Source organism: Bradyrhizobium sp. 157, from assembly GCF_023073815.1.
In the GTDB taxonomy this organism is placed as follows: Bacteria; Pseudomonadota; Alphaproteobacteria; order Rhizobiales; family Xanthobacteraceae; genus Bradyrhizobium.
This window is the reverse complement of the sequence record NZ_JADPKF010000023.1, coordinates 1-16,099: the sequence shown is the minus strand read 5'-3', so window position 1 is coordinate 16,099 and position 16,099 is coordinate 1. Positions and strand designations below refer to the sequence as shown.

The 16,099-nt window shown below is 62.2% G+C and carries 14 protein-coding genes; 6 read left to right on the top strand and 8 right to left on the bottom strand.

The features are described 5' to 3' along the window. Positions 1 to 54: 54 nt before the first annotated feature. Complete coding sequence (locus IVA95_RS05845; protein WP_247509647.1) at positions 55 to 714, top strand: aldolase; 660 nt, start codon at positions 55 to 57, stop codon at positions 712 to 714. 137 nt (positions 715 to 851) lie between these two features. Here the strand turns inward: IVA95_RS05845 and IVA95_RS05840 are convergent, their stop codons facing one another. The 6 genes from IVA95_RS05840 to IVA95_RS05815 form a co-directional block, all read right to left on the bottom strand. After that, positions 852 to 1,556: an ABC transporter ATP-binding protein gene (locus IVA95_RS05840; protein WP_247509646.1), complete on the bottom strand. Its 705-nt coding sequence runs from the start codon at positions 1,554 to 1,556 to the stop codon at positions 852 to 854. Continuing rightward, positions 1,540 to 2,271, bottom strand: coding sequence for an ABC transporter ATP-binding protein (locus IVA95_RS05835; RefSeq protein WP_065744076.1), 732 nt, complete (start codon positions 2,269 to 2,271; stop codon positions 1,540 to 1,542). The genes IVA95_RS05840 and IVA95_RS05835 overlap by 17 nt, the downstream gene beginning before the upstream one ends. After that, positions 2,268 to 3,275, bottom strand: a complete 1,008-nt coding sequence (locus IVA95_RS05830; RefSeq protein ID WP_247509645.1) for a branched-chain amino acid ABC transporter permease — start codon at positions 3,273 to 3,275, stop codon at positions 2,268 to 2,270. Before IVA95_RS05830 ends, IVA95_RS05835 begins: the two co-directional genes overlap by 4 nt. After that, positions 3,275 to 4,153 (bottom strand): branched-chain amino acid ABC transporter permease, encoded by an 879-nt coding sequence (locus IVA95_RS05825; RefSeq protein WP_247509644.1) that lies wholly within the window; start codon positions 4,151 to 4,153, stop codon positions 3,275 to 3,277. Before IVA95_RS05825 ends, IVA95_RS05830 begins: the two co-directional genes overlap by 1 nt. Before the next feature lie 182 nt (positions 4,154 to 4,335). Further along, positions 4,336 to 5,580 (bottom strand): ABC transporter substrate-binding protein, encoded by a 1,245-nt coding sequence (locus IVA95_RS05820; protein WP_247509643.1) that lies wholly within the window; start codon positions 5,578 to 5,580, stop codon positions 4,336 to 4,338. A gap of 82 nt (positions 5,581 to 5,662) precedes the next feature. Beyond that, the gene (locus IVA95_RS05815; protein ID WP_247509642.1) at positions 5,663 to 6,484 is read right to left on the bottom strand and encodes a putative hydro-lyase; all 822 of its coding nucleotides are present in this window, start codon (positions 6,482 to 6,484) and stop codon (positions 5,663 to 5,665) included. A 120-nt stretch (positions 6,485 to 6,604) separates the two neighbouring features. Between IVA95_RS05815 and IVA95_RS05810 the strand changes: the two genes are divergently transcribed. Genes IVA95_RS05810 through IVA95_RS05800 form a run of 3 tightly spaced genes read left to right on the top strand, consistent with a single transcriptional unit; the run spans position 6,605 to position 9,755 of the window. Further along, a complete protein-coding gene (locus IVA95_RS05810) occupies positions 6,605 to 7,522 on the top strand; it encodes a LysR family transcriptional regulator (RefSeq protein ID WP_213252101.1) in 918 nt (305 codons plus the stop codon). Between the two features lie 40 nt (positions 7,523 to 7,562). Further along, positions 7,563 to 8,813: a Zn-dependent hydrolase gene (locus tag IVA95_RS05805; protein WP_247509641.1), complete on the top strand. Its 1,251-nt coding sequence runs from the start codon at positions 7,563 to 7,565 to the stop codon at positions 8,811 to 8,813. Between the two features lie 27 nt (positions 8,814 to 8,840). Further along, positions 8,841 to 9,755 (top strand): NAD(P)-dependent oxidoreductase, encoded by a 915-nt coding sequence (locus IVA95_RS05800; protein ID WP_247509640.1) that lies wholly within the window; start codon positions 8,841 to 8,843, stop codon positions 9,753 to 9,755. Positions 9,756 to 10,203: 448 nt separating this feature from the next. On the opposite strand, the gene IVA95_RS05795 is transcribed toward IVA95_RS05800, so the two are convergent. Beyond that, complete coding sequence (locus IVA95_RS05795) at positions 10,204 to 10,674, bottom strand: hypothetical protein (RefSeq protein ID WP_247509639.1); 471 nt, start codon at positions 10,672 to 10,674, stop codon at positions 10,204 to 10,206. A gap of 1,503 nt (positions 10,675 to 12,177) precedes the next feature. Further along, entirely contained in the window at positions 12,178 to 13,257 is a 1,080-nt protein-coding gene (locus IVA95_RS05790) for a tartrate dehydrogenase (RefSeq protein WP_247509637.1), read from the bottom strand. A gap of 174 nt (positions 13,258 to 13,431) precedes the next feature. On the opposite strand from IVA95_RS05790, the gene IVA95_RS05785 reads away from it, so the two are divergent. Continuing rightward, on the top strand, positions 13,432 to 14,208 hold the full coding sequence (locus IVA95_RS05785; protein WP_247509636.1) for an SDR family oxidoreductase: 777 nt from the start codon (positions 13,432 to 13,434) through the stop codon (positions 14,206 to 14,208). A gap of 249 nt (positions 14,209 to 14,457) precedes the next feature. Continuing rightward, a complete protein-coding gene (locus IVA95_RS05780; RefSeq protein ID WP_247509635.1) occupies positions 14,458 to 15,879 on the top strand; it encodes an amidase family protein in 1,422 nt (473 codons plus the stop codon). Positions 15,880 to 16,099 lie beyond the last annotated feature (220 nt).

Sequence of the window (16,099 nt, the reverse complement as noted above, 5' to 3'; positions counted from 1 at the left end):
CACGGCTTGGCCGCGCTGCCAAAGCGTGAGACAAGGCGGAAAAGAGGTCGGTCCATGAGCGAAACAAGGATCCGCGAGGAAATCTGCCGCTTCGGCCGCTCGTTGTTCGAGCGCGGGCTGACGCCGGGCTCCTCGGGCAATATCAGCGTGAAACTCGACGACGGCGGCTGGCTGGTGACGCCGACCAATGCCTCGCTCGGCTTCCTCGATCCGGCCCGAATGTCACGGCTCGGGCCCGATGGACGGCTGGTATCCGGCGACGCGCCGACCAAGGAAGTGCCGCTGCACACCGCGCTCTACCAGACCCGTAGCGTCGCGCGCGCGGTCGTGCATCTGCATTCGACGCATTCGGTCGCGCTGTCGATGCTGCCGGAGATCGACCCCCGCGCCGCGCTGCCGCCGATGACGGCCTATTACGTGATGAAATGCGGCCACACCGCGCTCGTGCCCTATTACCGGCCGGGCGATCCCGCCGTCGCCGACGCGATCAAGGGGCTGGCGGGGAAATATTCATCCGTGCTGCTAGCCAACCACGGCCCGGTGGTTTCGGGCGACACGCTGGAGGCTGCAGTGTTCGCGATGGAGGAACTGGAAGAGACGGCGAAACTGTATCTGCTGCTGCGCGGGCTGAACCCGAGGTATCTATCGCCGGAGCAGGTGGAGGATTTGGTCAAGGTGTTTGGGTTGGCGTTGCCGGAGCATGGGCACGACTAGCGCCTCGTGCCCCGGATGCTGCGCAGCGCGAAGCGGTGCGCTGCTGATCCGGGGCCCATGTGGCAAAACGGGAAGCGTGGGTCCCGGCTCTGCGGCGCAGCGTTTCACGCTGCACCGCGTCCGGGACACGAGCAGCATCACAGTCCCAGATACGCCTTCCTTACATCCGGATTAACGCTGATCTCGGCGGCGCTGCCCTGCATCAGCACGCGGCCGGTTTGCAGGATATAGGCGCGATCGGCGATCTCCAGGCATTCGGACATGCGCTGCTCGACGATCAGCACGGTCATGCCGGCGTCGCGGATGCGTTTGACGGCCTGGAAGATTTCGTCGACCAGCTTTGGCATGATGCCCTGCGACGGCTCGTCGAGCATCAACAGCCGCGGGCGCGTCATCAGCGCGCGGCCGATGGCGAGCATCTGCTGCTCGCCGCCGGAGAGCGTCTCGGCGCGCTGCTCGAGGCGTTCCTGCAGGCGGGGAAACAGCTTGAAGACGAGGTCGAGCGGTGCCTCGCGATCGGATTGGCTACGAAAAAGATAACTGCCGAGCCTTAAGTTGTCGCGCACCGAGAGGCGCGGAAACAGCCGGCGGTTTTCCGGCACATAAGCGATGCCGCGCGAGGTGATGATGTGCTGCGCCATGCCGTCGATGCGGGCGCCATCGAATGTCACGGTGCCGGAGCGCGGCCGCTCGGCGCCGGCGATCGACTTCAAAAGCGTCGACTTGCCGGCACCGTTGGCGCCGGCGACGCAGACGATTTCGCCCTTTGCCACCTCGATTGAAACCGCCGAGATCGCGACCAGGCCCTGATAGGCGGTGGTGACTTCATGCACCGACAGCATGACGATCTCCCAGATAGGCGGTGATGACTTTCGGGTCGCGGACGACGTCGGCGGGCTTGCCCTCGACCAGCACCTTGCCGAGATCGAGCACGATGGCGCGGTCGACCAGCGGCATCACGATTTCCATGACGTGCTCGACCATCAGCACGGTGACGCCGGTGTCGCGCACCTTGCGTACCAGTTCGACGCCGGTCTTGGCTTCGACCGGCGTCAGTCCGGTGAGCACCTCGTCCAGCAGCAATAGTTTCGGCTCAGTCGCCAGCGCACGGGCGACTTCGAGCCGGCGCTTTTCGGAGGGCACAAGATCGCTGGCGAGCACGTTGGCGCGCGGGCCAAGGCCGCAGAATTCCAACACCTCGTGCGCCTTGCGGCGGGCATCGCGCATCACGGTGGTTCGAACCAGCGCGCCGACGATGACGTTGTCGATCACGGTCATGGTCTCGAAACTCTTCACGACCTGGAAGGTGCGACCGATGCCGCGCTGGCAGCGTTCCGCCGCCGGCAACGCGGTGACGTCCTCGCCGTCGAAGATGATCGAGCCTTGGGTCGGCGGCAGCACGCCTGCGATCAGGTTGAACAGAGTCGACTTGCCGGCGCCGTTCGGGCCGATCAGACCGACGATCTCGCCGCGCCCGACCGAGATCGAGACGTCGCTGTTGGCGATCAGGCCGCCGAAGCGCTGCCAGACGCCGCGGGTTTCGAGAAGAGGTGTCATCGGACAGCCTCCTTGCGCTTGGGCGCAAACAGTCCGGCGAAGGTCTTGAACGAGAACAGGCCGATCAGCCCTTGCGGCCGCGCCAGCGAGATCGCGATGATCAGGCCGCCATAGACGATCAGGTCGACACCGCGGCCGGAGCCGCCGACATAGGAGCGCGTCAATTCCGTGAGCGGGATCAGGATGACCGCGCCCAGCATCGGTCCCCACAGCGTGCCGATGCCGCCCAGCACCGCAGGCAGCGCCATCAGCAGCGAGAACTGAAAGCCCATGACGCTCTCGGGGTCGATAAAGTAGACGAACTGCGCATAGAAGCTGCCGCCGACCGCAACCAGGAACGCCGACACCGCGGCCGCGCCCATCTTGGAATTGAACACGACCACGCCGAGGCTCTCAGCCGCCTCGGGATTGTCCTTCACCGCGCGCCACCAATAGCCCCATTTGGAATCCTCCAGCCACCAGGTGACGAACCAGGCGACGCAGGCCAGCGCCAGCGCGAAATAGAAGTACGGCAGCTTGCTGCGTGGGAACTGGAACTTCAGCCAGCTATCGCCACGTGCGGGAATCTCGATGCCCATCGCCGCGCCAGCCCAATCCCAATTGTGGAACAGAAGCAGCCCGATCTCGGCAATGACGATGGTGGCGATGACGAAGTAATGTCCGCGCAGGCGGAAGCAGGGATAACCAAGCGCCATCGCAATCAGGGCGGAGATCACGCCACCGCCGAGCATGCCGAACCATGGCAGCACGCCGAACTTGGTAAACAGCAACGCAGTCGTATAGGCCCCGATGCCGAAATAGAGCGCGTGGCCGAGCGAGATCTGCCCGCAATAGCCGGAAAGGATGTTCCAGCTCTGCGACAACGCGCCCCACATCAGCGTCAGCACCATGATGTTCTGGACGTAAACGTCCTTGACGAACAGCGGGACCGTGGCCGCAGTCGCGGCGAGAACACATGCGACGATGAGGTCGCGGCGGCGGCGTTCTGCGAAAGCAGTATCCATCACATCGATCCGAACAGGCCGCGCGGCCGGACAAAAACCACAAGGAGATAGACGGCATAGATGCCGACTGCCTTCAGTGACGGCGGCAGCAACATTGCGGTTGTGGCCTCGACGAGGCCAACAATGATGCCGCCGGCGAAGGCGCCGAACACGCTGCCAAAGCCGCCGAGCGCTACCGTGACATAGGCGATCAGTGCGAATGAGGCGCCGACGTCGGGATAGATGTAAAAGAAGATCGCCATGATCGCGCCGGCGAGGCCGACCAGCGCCGCGCCGAGACCCCAGCCCAGCGCAAACACCTTGTTCTTGTCGATGCCGACCAGCGCCACCGCGCCGGCATCCTCGCGGGTCGCTTCCAGCGCGCGGCCGAAATCGGTGCGGTTGATGAAGAGATAGAGCGCGCCAAAAGCCGCAATCGCCACCAGCGCGCCGACCAGTTGCGGCACGGGCAGGAAGATGCCGGCGACCGAGACCGTCTTGCCGCCGAGCCAGGAATGCGTGACGCTCCGGTAATCCGGCGTGAAAAAATACTGCGCCAGGCCGCGCATGACGATGGCAAGGCCAAACGTCGAGAAGATCTGCACCATGCCGGCATTGGCTTTCGCACGCACGGCAAAGCGTACAATCAATAGATAGACTACGGCCCCGAACACGAACAGGGCGGCGGCGACCAGCGGCGCCGACAGCAAGGGATCGATGGCGAAGAACACGAACAGGAAGAATGTCGCGTACATCGCGATCATCAGGAATTCGCCGTGGGCGAAGTTGACGACGTCCATGAGGCCGAAGATCAGCGCGAGGCCGACGGCGATGAGGCCGTAAAGCAGGCCCATGAGAAGGCCGCTCGCCAGGCTTTGGATGATGGTTTCGGCGGTCATAGAATTCGTCCCAGCATCACGATGCGCTCGTTCACGCTCGTCATTGCGAGCGAAGCGAAGCAATCCATCGTGCTGCGGAAAGAAAGACTGGATTGCTTCGTCGCTGCGCTCCTCGCAATGACGAGGGGCGGCAGTCTCTGAATAATGTTCGCTGTCATGTCCCCGCCCCCGGTGTTGTCAGCCTACTTCATCGGCCAGACGGCTTCGGCGATGGCGGCTTGCGGCGGGAAGATGGTGACGAACTTGCCGCCGATATATTGCAGCAGCACCGGATCGGCGTCGTTATTCTGGCCCATCTCGTCGAACTTGACGCGCTTCCAGGGCATGATGGTCTGCTCGCCCGGAATGTCGGTCGCCACCAGCGCCTCGCGGATCTTTTCGCCGTCGGTCGACTTGGCGCGGTTGATGGCGTCGGCCATCACCAATAGACCCATGAACTGCCGCGAGGTGAGGTCGTTAAAATCCTTGCCCGACTTCTCCTTGAACATGGCATTGATCTTGCCGACCATCGGCCGCTTGGCGGCGAGATCGAGCGAGAAGCTGCCACGCGAGATCACGCCCTCAAGCTTGTCGCCGACCGCGTCATAGAGCGCCTTTTCGGAGAAACCAGCATTCTGCGCGACGATCGCGTTCGGCTTGTAGCCGAGCTCGGCCATGGTCTTGACCAGCAAGATGCCGTCGGTGGTGTAGCTCGAGGGCATCAGCACGTCGGCATTCGCGGTCTTGAGCTGCTGCACTTCCGCCGACAGCGACGGCGAGTTGGAGCGGTACTTGATATCGGAGATGACCTTGTAGCCGCGATCGGCAGCCAGCTTGAGCTGGGTGTTGGCGGAGTCGGTGCCGAAAATGGTGTCCTCATGGAACAGCGACAGCGTATCGATCTTGGTGCCCTTCTTCTTCATCGCATCGAAAAAGTTGAACATCGCAGCCGAAAACATCTCATCATGGGGCGCGGCGCGGAAATAGAATTTGAGGCCGCGCTTGTGCAGGCTCGGCGAGGAATTGTCCGCCGAGATGAACGGGACCTGGTAGCGCTCGCAGATCTGACTGACGGTTACCGCGACCGAACTCTGATAGGTGCCGATGACCGCGCAGACTTTTTCCTGCGTGATCAGGCGCTCGGTCTCGGCGCGACCCTTCTGCGGGTCGGCCTGATGGTCGGCGAACACGAGGCGGATCTTGGCGCCGCCAAGGCCAGGCAATCCCTCGCCCTTCGCCAGCGGCAGATCGAAATCGTGGTTCTTGTTGATGATGTCGAGCGCAGTCTCGAACGACTTCTGCGCGTCAACGCCCATCTGCGCACTGGCGCCGGAGAACGGATAGATCACGCCGATCACGACTTCGGACGTTTGTGCGCGGGCCGCGACGGGTCCGAGCGCTGCGGCGGCAGTAGCTCCAAGCAAGACGTTACGGCGGGTGATGTTCACGGCGATATCCTTTGTGGGTCGGCAACTATCGATGAAACGGGCGGAGGGTACGGTAAAGCCTCAATGAGCGGCACGGGCTGCATCAAAGCACGGCAAGCGCTTTGTTCCTGAGATCGGTCACCAGCATCAATCCGGGCGCATGCGTAATCGCAAACGGCACCTTGGCGGCTGCGATCACCGATTGCGGCGTCACGCCGCACGCCCAGAACACCGGAATTTCGTCGGCCTCCACCGGCACCGGGTCCCCGTAGTCGGGTTTGGCGAGGTCAGCGATGCCGATCGATTGCGGAAGACCGATATGCACCGGCGCACCGTGCACCGACGGAAAACGCGAGGTGATCTGTATCGCGCGTATCGCATCCGCCGGTTTGAACGGCCGCATCGTCACCACCATTGGCCCGGCAAACGGACCAGCGGGGCTGCAGGCAATATTGGTGCGAAACATCGGCACGCGCACATCGCGCTCGATATGGCGGATCGGGAGACCTTCCTCCAGCAGCGCCTCTTCGAAGGAGAACGAGCAGCCGAGCACGAAGGCGACGAGGTCATCGCGCCAATGCGCCATGATGTCGGTCGGCTCCTCCACCACCTCGCCGTCGCGCCAGATGCGATAGCGCGGCAGGTCGGTCCGGATATCGAGATCGAGGCCGAGCGCGGGGATGCGGGGGTCACCGACATCGGACATGCCGATGATCGGGCATGGTTTGGGATTGAGTTGACAGAACCGGTGAAACGCGGCGGCTAACTTCTCGGGCAGGATCGCGAGATTGCCTTGAACGAAACCGTTGGCCACACCCGCTGTGTGAGTAGCCATACCGTTGCGGCACGCATGCCGGGCTGCCACGCTGGGCGATAAATCTGGCCTATCGCGGCCCGTAGTTTCCGTCCTCGCAAAGCCGGTCATCGTTGTCCCCGCTTCCGTTCTTATCGACATCTACTCCCGCATATGACTATGATAATGTCTAATCGTCTTTTCTAATCAAGTTCGATAAATACCAATTATCAATCTGCAGGCTGAGGGTGCATGACTGATTTCAAGGCAATTGAGACTTTCATGTGGGTGGTGACGCTCGGCAGCTTCCGCGGCGCGGCCCAGAAGCTCAACACCACCCAGCCTGCGATCTCGCAACGGATCGCCCAGCTCGAACGCGAAGTAGGCGTGAAGCTCTTGCAGCGCGACCGCCGCATGGTGCTGCCGACGCCGAGCGGACGGCAATTGATGGTCTATGCCGAGAAGCTGATCGGACTGCGCTCGGAAATGCTGGCGGTGGTCGGCGACCATTCGGCGATGCGCGGCGTGCTGCGGCTCGGCGTCGCCGAGACCATCGTGCACACTTGGCTGACGCAGCTGATCAAGAGCGTCAATCACGCCTATCCCAACCTCTCGCTCGAGATCGAGGTCGACATCACCTCGAATTTGCGGACGCGGCTGCTAGCGCAGGAAATCGAGCTCGCATTCGTGCTCGGGCCGCTGACCGCGCCGAGCATCAGCAACCGCGTGCTGTGCGACTATCCCGTAGGATTCCTGGCCAGCCCCATGCTTGGGCTGGGCAACCGTCAACTCACGGTGCACGATCTGGCGAAATTTCCGATCATCACCTTTTCGCGCCGGACGCAGCCCTATGAGATGGTGCGCTCCCTGTTCAACCGCCCCGATCTGCCGCCGATCCGCCTGCACGCCAGCGCGTCGATCGCCACCGTCATCCACATGGCGATCGAAGGCCTCGGCATTGCCGTGATACCGACCGCGATCGTCGATAGCGAAATGGCCGATGGGCGGCTGCAACTGCTGTCGACCAATGTACAACTGCCGCTACTCACGTTTTCGGCGAGTTGGCTTGCCTCCCCCGATACGGTCGCGGTTGAGCGCGTGGCCGAACTTGCCGCCAATCTCGCGCAGGGCGGCGTCATTGTTGACGCGCCGCGCGAGGCGCGTCATTGAAAAGCCAGCCTCGCGTATCGTCTGAACTTCGGAACGGCCAATGACAAAAATCGCCTCCAACCTGCAAATCGATTCCGCCCGGCTCTGGGGCACGATTCACGAAACCGCCAAATTCGGCGCGACGCCGAAAGGCGGCGTGCGGCGGCTGACGCTCGGGCCTGAAGACAAGCAGGTGCGCGACTGGTTCCGGAACGCCTGCGAGGCCGCAGGGCTGGAAGTGCATGTCGATGCGCTGGGCTCGATGTTCGGCCTGCGCAAGGGACGCGACATGTCGAAGGCTCCGGTCGGTCTCGGCTCGCATCTCGACACGCAGCCGACCGGCGGCAAATATGACGGCGTGCTCGGCACGCTGGCGGCGCTGGAAGTGGTGCGCACGCTCAACGATGCCGGGATCGAAACCGAGACGCCGATCTGCATCTGCAACTGGACCAACGAGGAAGGCTCGCGGTTTGCGCCGGCGATGATGGCCTCTGCCGCTTACGTCGGCGATTTCACCACCGACGACATTTTGTCGCGCAAGGACGCCGAAGGCGTCACGGTGGGGGAGGCGCTCGACAGCATCGGCTATCGCGGTGACGCGCCGGTGGGGCGCCAAAAATTCTCAGGCTTCGTCGAGCTGCATATCGAACAGGGCCCGATCCTGGAGGCCGAGAACAAGACCATCGGCGTGGTCGATTCCGGCCAAGGCGTGTTGTGGTACGACGGCAAGATCACCGGCTTCGAGAGCCATGCCGGCTCGACGCCGATGCCGCTGCGCCGCGACGCGCTGGCGACGCTGTCGGAAATCGTGCTGGCGATGGAAGCAATCGCCAAGAAGCACGGTCCGAAGGCGGTCGGCACCGTCGGCGAAGCCGTGATCGCCAACCCCTCGCGCAACGTCATTCCCGGCGAGATCGCCTTCACCGTGGATTGCCGCAGCGCCGACGCCGCAATCATGGATGCGCTGGATAGGGATTTGCGCGCGGCGATCGCCGAGATCGCGGCGCGACGCAAGGTCGATGTTCAGTTCGATCTGATCTGGCGCAAGCCGCCGACGCATTTCGATCCCAAGCTGGTGGACGCGGTGGAGAACGCCGCAAAAATGCTCGGTTATTCGCACCGCCGCATCACCTCCGGCGCCGGCCACGATGCCTGCAACCTCAACACCGTGATGCCGGCCGCCATGGTGTTCGTGCCCTGCAAGGACGGCATCAGCCACAACGAGCTGGAGGACGCCACGCAAGCCGATTGCGCGGCGGGCGCCAACGTGCTGATGCACACCGTGCTGGCGCTGGCCGGCGTCGCATCCTGATATCAAACCAAGAAACGGGGGAATGCCGTGCGCGGAGTTTTCGTCGACGCCAATGAATCGCTGGCCGTAATCTTTGAGCGGCTGCAGCAGCCCGGCGATCCCGAGGTGCTGATCCACCGGGATCCCGATATCACCTCGGATCAATATCCCAAGATCCTCGACGGCGCCGAGATCGCAATCGTCGATCACACCGCGCTGCCCACCGATATCGCGAAGAAATGCACGGGCCTGAGGCACGTGGTGTTTCTCGGCACCGGCGCACGCAGCTACATGAATCCGGAAGAGCTCGCCGAGCTCGGGATCGAGGTGCACCTGATCAAGGGCTATGGCGACACGGCGGTCGCCGAATGCGCCATCGCGCTGATGTGGGAAGGCGCGCGCGGCCTTTCCAAGATGGACCGCGGTATCCGCGCCGGCAATTGGCTGCGCGATGACGGCATGCAACTGACCGGCAAGACGCTCGGCCTGATCGGTTTCGGCGGCATCGCCGCCGAAGTCGCGCGGATCGCGCTCGGCTCCGGCATGCGCGTGATCGCCTGGAACCGGTCGCCGAAAAAACATCCGAAGGTCGAGTTCGTCGATCTCGACGAGCTCTTGACCGAGAGCGACGTGGTCTCGATCCATCTACTACTCAACGACGAGACACGCGGCATGATCTCGCGCGCCTGCATCGAGGCGATGAAACCCGGCGTCATCCTGATCAACACCGCACGCGGCGCCATCGTCGATGAGGAAGCGATGATCGATGCCCTGAAATCGGGCCAGATCCGCCATGCCGGCCTCGACGTCTTCAACATCGAACCGCTGCCGGCCGATCATCCCCTGACCAAGCTCCCCAACGTGACGCTGTCGGCGCATTCGGCGTTCCGTACGCCGGAAGCGAGCGAGAATCTGATGCGCGCGGCGTGGGAGCATTGCCGAAGGATTGTGAAGCGAAAATAGCGGCAGCGAACCCTGCCGTTTGAACCGGCCCGCACGATCGCGACACGAAGAGCGGCACCTCGAGGGCCGTCGGCCGGCGCGCCATCCGAGGTTCACATGCTGTCACTCTTCAAGAAGCCGCTGTTCAATCGAGGCAAGTCCGCTACCCCTGCGGATCCCCATGCACTGCGGCTCGCGCTTACGAGCGGGAGCTTGGCGAACCCGAATATACATTCCGCGATCCCGGCGACCGTCGCAAAATCCGCCTTGTTTCGCCGACATGCGCGGCTTGGACGAGCCCCATGGCGACCCCGGTGCTAAACTTGGGGGTGGTCTGCTGAACCGGCAATGCGCATGCGGCGCTGCGGCGTTTCTCGGTGGCATCCGGATCCAACGCGCGAGTGCGACAGGATCGAGCAAGATCGGTTTCGTAAGCTTACGAAACAGGCCATCAACCAGTCGCCGAATTCTATTTGGCCAAGGACAAGCTAATCCGCGTGACGATAGCATCCCATTGGCGTTCCTCCGCCGCTGGATAATTGATCAAGACGCAGTTCATGAAGCCTTTCGCGCGGTTGCACCGATTATACCAAGTGTGGCCGTTTAGAACACCGGAAACGGCGAAAAACTTAGGAGTCACTCTTCTGTATTGTATATCGGCTGGCGGCCGCATCTTTTCCAGAAAAACGGCAGGGGAATCGTTATCGGGATTAGGGAACGACTTGATCGTGAGGTTGGCCCGGTAATCCTTCGTAAAAAGATGGCGCTCAAGTCTCCCCTCTGTTGCGCCCCTGTCCTCCTCGAAAATCGATACTGGAACATCCACGCTCAGTCCGGTGGCGGGAATTGCGTACCTTCGCCATTCCACGCTGGCCGCAGTAGCCTCCGCTAAGGGCATAAAGCTGAGAACAATAGCAGCGAGCCGCCGACCCGAGCACATGGTCAGATCCTACATCCTTAACTCAAGCACCAGCCGCCCGCGTGGCCGCGCGGTTCTAAACGACTGGCAAAATGGTCAACGATCTGATGGCGTTCACGTTCCTCGATCATGCTTGCCGACGGCTCCGGGAAAAGGGTCGGTTACAAAAAATTTGCTTATGAAACTTTCAGGAGACCCATGTGTAACCCACGGCGGTTACGACTGTCGTCACTTTCAATATGTGGAGAACACGCCGTGCCCATTCCTGTTTCGACAGTTCGCGGCTTCAATAGCTTCGGCATCACGGTTCATATTCCCGGCAGGGACGCTGACGATCTCTTAGAAATTTGGATCAGCCGCCCAATAGGCGAACATCGGACCATATTTTGATCCTCAACTGCGGCTGCGAGGAGGTTGCAGATCATTCGGTAGACGATTGATCTTGCCAGCGCCGCGCTTGCCCTGACAATGGCGCGGCGGCAGCGATTCCGAACTCGCCTCAGTGATGGATGCCGCGCGACCGGTCCATCCGCGCGAGCGCGATGCTTTCCTGTGCGATGTGATCGGCGAGCTTACCGCGCGGCTGGCGTTCGAAAGCCACCTATCGCGCGCTAGATGGACGACCGGGCAAGGTTATCGCCATCTGTAGCGAAACGGCGACTGATCATCGCGACGCTGCCTCTGACACGTGGCCCTAGGAGTTGTCCCGGCGCTCTCGTCCCGCGGACTTTCATTAATTAGAAACCATAGAAAATGATCAGAAGATTTTATTGAAACAAATCGCCTGCCACCGCGTCGAGTGGTTGGAGGAAGAACATGACGACAGAGCGCAAGTTCAGAGAACAAGAAGCCAAAATCGCGCGCTATCGCTTCTGGAACGGGAGGTCACCGATCCGCTCGCTGCAAGTCTATTACACATCATCATCTTAGAGCTTGAGGCTGACCTTCATACGGATCGCGTCCACGGGAGTGTCAATCAGCGGCGTCTGTGAGCGTGTGTAGAAGCCCTCCCGCACAACCGCGGCGCTTATCTCGTCACTAACAGCGCGCGCCGCTCGCTTCTTCCTCCAGCCGCCTTCTAATCCGGCAGGCAGTGGCGCTCCTCGTCGGATCACTAGAAGCTGGCTCTTTCCTCGAACGTATACGTCGAACATGCCGATTACCCCCAAGTTGGTTATAGGCACGGCGTGCGTGGAATCACCGCGCCAAGGCACAGCCATTCCGTCGCGCCAACAGGATCGATGGGGCGCACCGCTTTCAGGCCCGGATCGCCTGCCTCGTCAATGAAAGCGGCGTAGTATGGGTCTGGGATTTGAGTAGCCATAGTTCTCATCTATGGCGTGTTTGGAATACAAGGATCAATCCGTGGAGATCCGGCCTCCAGTGACTATAAACAGGTTAGACCGAGCACAGTGTGCTCGGGACACTATAGGGACACCGGCGTTTCGCACGATCAGATAAGTTGTTGATTTTACGGTATAAAATAGCTTATTGATGGTGGGCACCTTCTCCCACAAGAAGAACTCAATCCACCATCTCCGCAACAGCCTTGCCGCACGCTGTCGTATCCGCATTGCCGCCAAGATCCCGCGTGCGCAACGTCCGCTCGCCCAGTGTCCGCTCGATGGCGCCGACGATGGACGCCGCTGCCTGCTTCTCGCCGAGATGCTCCAACATCATCGCACCGGACCAGATCATGCCGATCGGGTTGGCGATGCCCTGCCCGGCAATGTCGGGCGCCGAGCCGTGTACCGGCTCGAACACGGACGGGAAATTGCCTTCCGGATTGATGTTGCCCGACGGCGCGATGCCGATGGTGCCGGTGCAGGCCGGGCCGAGATCAGACAGAATATCTCCGAACAGGTTCGAGCCGACCACGACATCGAACCAGTCCGGGTGCAGCACGAAATTCGCGGTGAGAATGTCGATGTGGTACTTGTCCCACTTCACGCCTGGATATTTCTTCGCCATCGCCTCCACGCGCTCGTCCCAATAGGGCATCGTGATCGAGATGCCGTTGGACTTGGTCGCCGAGGTCAGATGCTTCTTCGGCCGCGACTGCGCCAGCTCGAATGCGAATTTCAGGATGCGGTCGACGCCGGTGCGCGTCATCACGGTCTGTTGCGTGACGAACTCACGGTCGGTGTCGGGGAACATGCGGCCGCCGACGGAGGAATACTCGCCTTCGGTATTTTCGCGCACCACCCAGAAATCGATATCGCCGGGCTTGCGGTTGGCGAGCGGCGATGGCACGCCGGGCATCAGCCGCACCGGGCGCAGGTTGACGTATTGATCGAACTCGCGCCGGAACTTGATCAGCGAGCCCCACAGCGAAATGTGATCGGGAATTTTCGCGGGCCAGCCGACCGCGCCGAAATAGATCGCGTCATGCTTGCCGATTTTCGCCTTCCAGTCCTCCGGCATCATCTCGCCATGCTTTTCGTAGTAGTCCCAGGAGGCGAAGTCGAAATGGTCGAAATGCACGGCGACACCGTGCTTTTTCGCCGCCGCCTCCAGCACGCGCAGGCCTTCGGGGATCACTTCCTTGCCGATGCCGTCACCGGGAATGACCGCGATCCGATACTGCTTTTTGGCGCTGCTCATCGAGAGTTTCCTTGTTGTCCTGCCCGGCCGCTAATGCCGGTTATTCGATTGCCTTGCAATGGACCAATCCTGCCTGCCGCGCAACGCTGCACTGCAATGTTGACCGAGACGGCGCCCGCCGCTTACCAATTTTGCTGACCGTCTTCCACCCTCCTCTCACCACACGAGGATCCCATGGACCTGCATCTGCGCGGCAAGCGCGTCCTGATCACCGGTGCCTCCAAGGGCATCGGCGCGGCCGCGGCCGAAGCCTTTGCCGAGGAAGGCTGCAACGTCATGCTGGCCGCCCGCAACGGCGAGCAGTTGAAAGCGCTGACCGAACGGCTACGCTCGGCGTACCAGATCGGCGCGACCGCACACGTCGTCGACCTGCGCAAGAGCGAGGACATCGCAAGACTAGCCACGGAAGCCGCCGACATCGACATTCTCGTCAACAATGCCGGCGATATCCCGGGCGGCTCGATCGACAAGATCGACGAGGCGACCTGGCGGCACGCCTGGGAGCTGAAGGTGTTCGGCTACATCAATCTCACCCGCGCGATCTACGCGCAGATGAAGGCGCGCGGGCACGGCGTTATCGTCAACGACATTGGCGCCGCCGGCGAAAAGTTCGACGCCAATTACATCTGCGGCAGCGCCGGCAACGCGGCGCTGATGGCGTTCACCCGCGCGCTCGGGGGAAAGAGCCTCGCCGACAATATCCGCGTGGTCGGCATCAATCCGGGTCCTGTCGGCACTGACCGTCATGTCACGCTGTTGAAGACGCGGGCGAAGACCCAGTTCGGTGATGAAAGTCGCTACAAGGAATTCCAGAAGAGCCTTCCGCTTGGCCGGCCCGCGCATGCGCGCGAGATCGGCGACCTCATGGCGTTTCTGGCGTCTGACAGGTCGGGGTATACGTCCGGGGTGATCTTTACGGTGGACGGCGGGCATACGTCGGGCTGGAGTTAGGTCGCGTTCCACTTCCGTCATTGCGAGCGAAGCGAAGCAATCCATCGCGCCGTTTGCGCGGCGGCATGGATTGCTTCCGCCTTCGCTCTTCGAGCTACGGCGGACAAGTCGTCGCTTCGCTCCTCGCAATGACGGCGTCGGCCGTCATGCATTATCTCCGGTCGGCCACAACTTCCTTTCGTTTCCACTTTGCCGGAAAATGTTCTAGAGCACCATCTGCGGCAAAGAAACGAAAACGGAGATAGCGAAGTGGCTGATCAGGGGCTGGTGCGTGAGACGGCGGTTGCCATTGTCGGCAAGCTGAAATCTGGCGAAGTCACCCCGCTCGACCTGCTCGACGTGCTGGAACAGCGCATCGCCGAAGTCGACGGCAAGGTCAACGCGCTGCCGACGCTGTGCTTCGATCGCGCCCGCAAGCACGCCACCGCCCTGATGCAGAAGCCGGTCGCCGAGCGTGGCCTGCTCGCCGGTCTTCCGATCCCGATCAAGGACCTCACCAATGTCGCCGGCGTCCTGACCACGCAGGGCTCGCCGATCTACAAGGATAACATTCCGGCGAAGTCAGATATTCTGGTCGAGCACCTCGAAAACAATGGCGGCGTGATTTACGCCAAGTCGAACACGCCGGAATTTGGTGCCGGCGCCAACACCTTCAACGAGGTGTTCGGCGCGACGCGCAATCCATGGGATACGTCACGCTCCGCCGCCGGCTCCTCGGGCGGCGCGGCGGTCGCGCTCGCGACCGGCACGGCATGGCTGGCTCACGGCTCCGACATGGGCGGTAGCTTGCGCAACCCCGCGAGCTTCTGCGGCATCGTCGGATTGCGGCCAAGCATCGGCCGCGTCGCGCATACGGTAATCGCGGCGGTCGATCGCAATCTCGGCGTCCAGGGCCCGATGGCGCGCAATGTCGAAGACGTCGCGCTGCTGCTCGATGCCATGAGCGGCGAGCACCTCGCCGATCCGCTCTCGCTGCCGGTGCTGCCGAATTCGTTTCTCGCAGCCGCCCGCTCCGGCACCAAGCCGAAGCGCGTTGCCTATTCGCCCGATCTCGGCATCACGCCGGTCGATCCTGAAGTCGCCGCCGTCACCCGCAAGGCAGCGCAGCGTTTTGCGGAGCAAGGTGTCATCATCGAAGAGGCTCATCCCGATTTGCGCGAGGCTCATGAATGCTTCCATGTGCTGCGCGCCTTCGACTTCGCGCTTTCCAAGGCCGCACTGCTGCGCACGAAACGCGACCTGCTCAAGCCCGAGGTGATCTGGAATATCGAGGAAGGCGTCAAGCTGACGGTCGAGCAGCTGGAACGCGCCGAAGCGCAGCGCGTCGCCATGACCGCGCGCACGCTGGAATTTTTCGAAAAATACGATCTATTACTCGCACCCGCCACGATCGTGCCGCCCTTCCCGGTCGAGAACCGCTACGTCGCCGAATGTGCCGGCAAGAAGTTCGACAACTACGTCGAATGGCTCGGCATCGTCTACGCGATCACGCTGGTGTGTTGCCCCGCGCTGTCGTTGCCGTGCGGCTTCACAGCCTCAGGCCTTCCGGTTGGGCTGCAAGTGGTCGCGCCGCCGCGCGGCGAGGCGCAGTTGCTCGCCGGCGCCAAGGTGCTGGAGGATATTTTGGGCGTGCGTGGCACGACGCCAATCGATCCGAGGGCGCCGAAGTAGCAGTCCCTCATGGTGAGGAGGCGCCAACGGGTCCGCGCGTAGCGCGGCCCGATGACAGGCTCCGCGCCGTCTCGAACCATGCGGCCCGGCTGGTGGCCTCGTCCTTCGAGACGCGCTACGCGCTCCTCAGACCGTATGTCCCTCTTCCGATGCGGAGGCGACTCACCCTCGATGCGAGTGCGAGGGTTACCCGGATGGGCCGGGCAGAGCCTCACGCAAG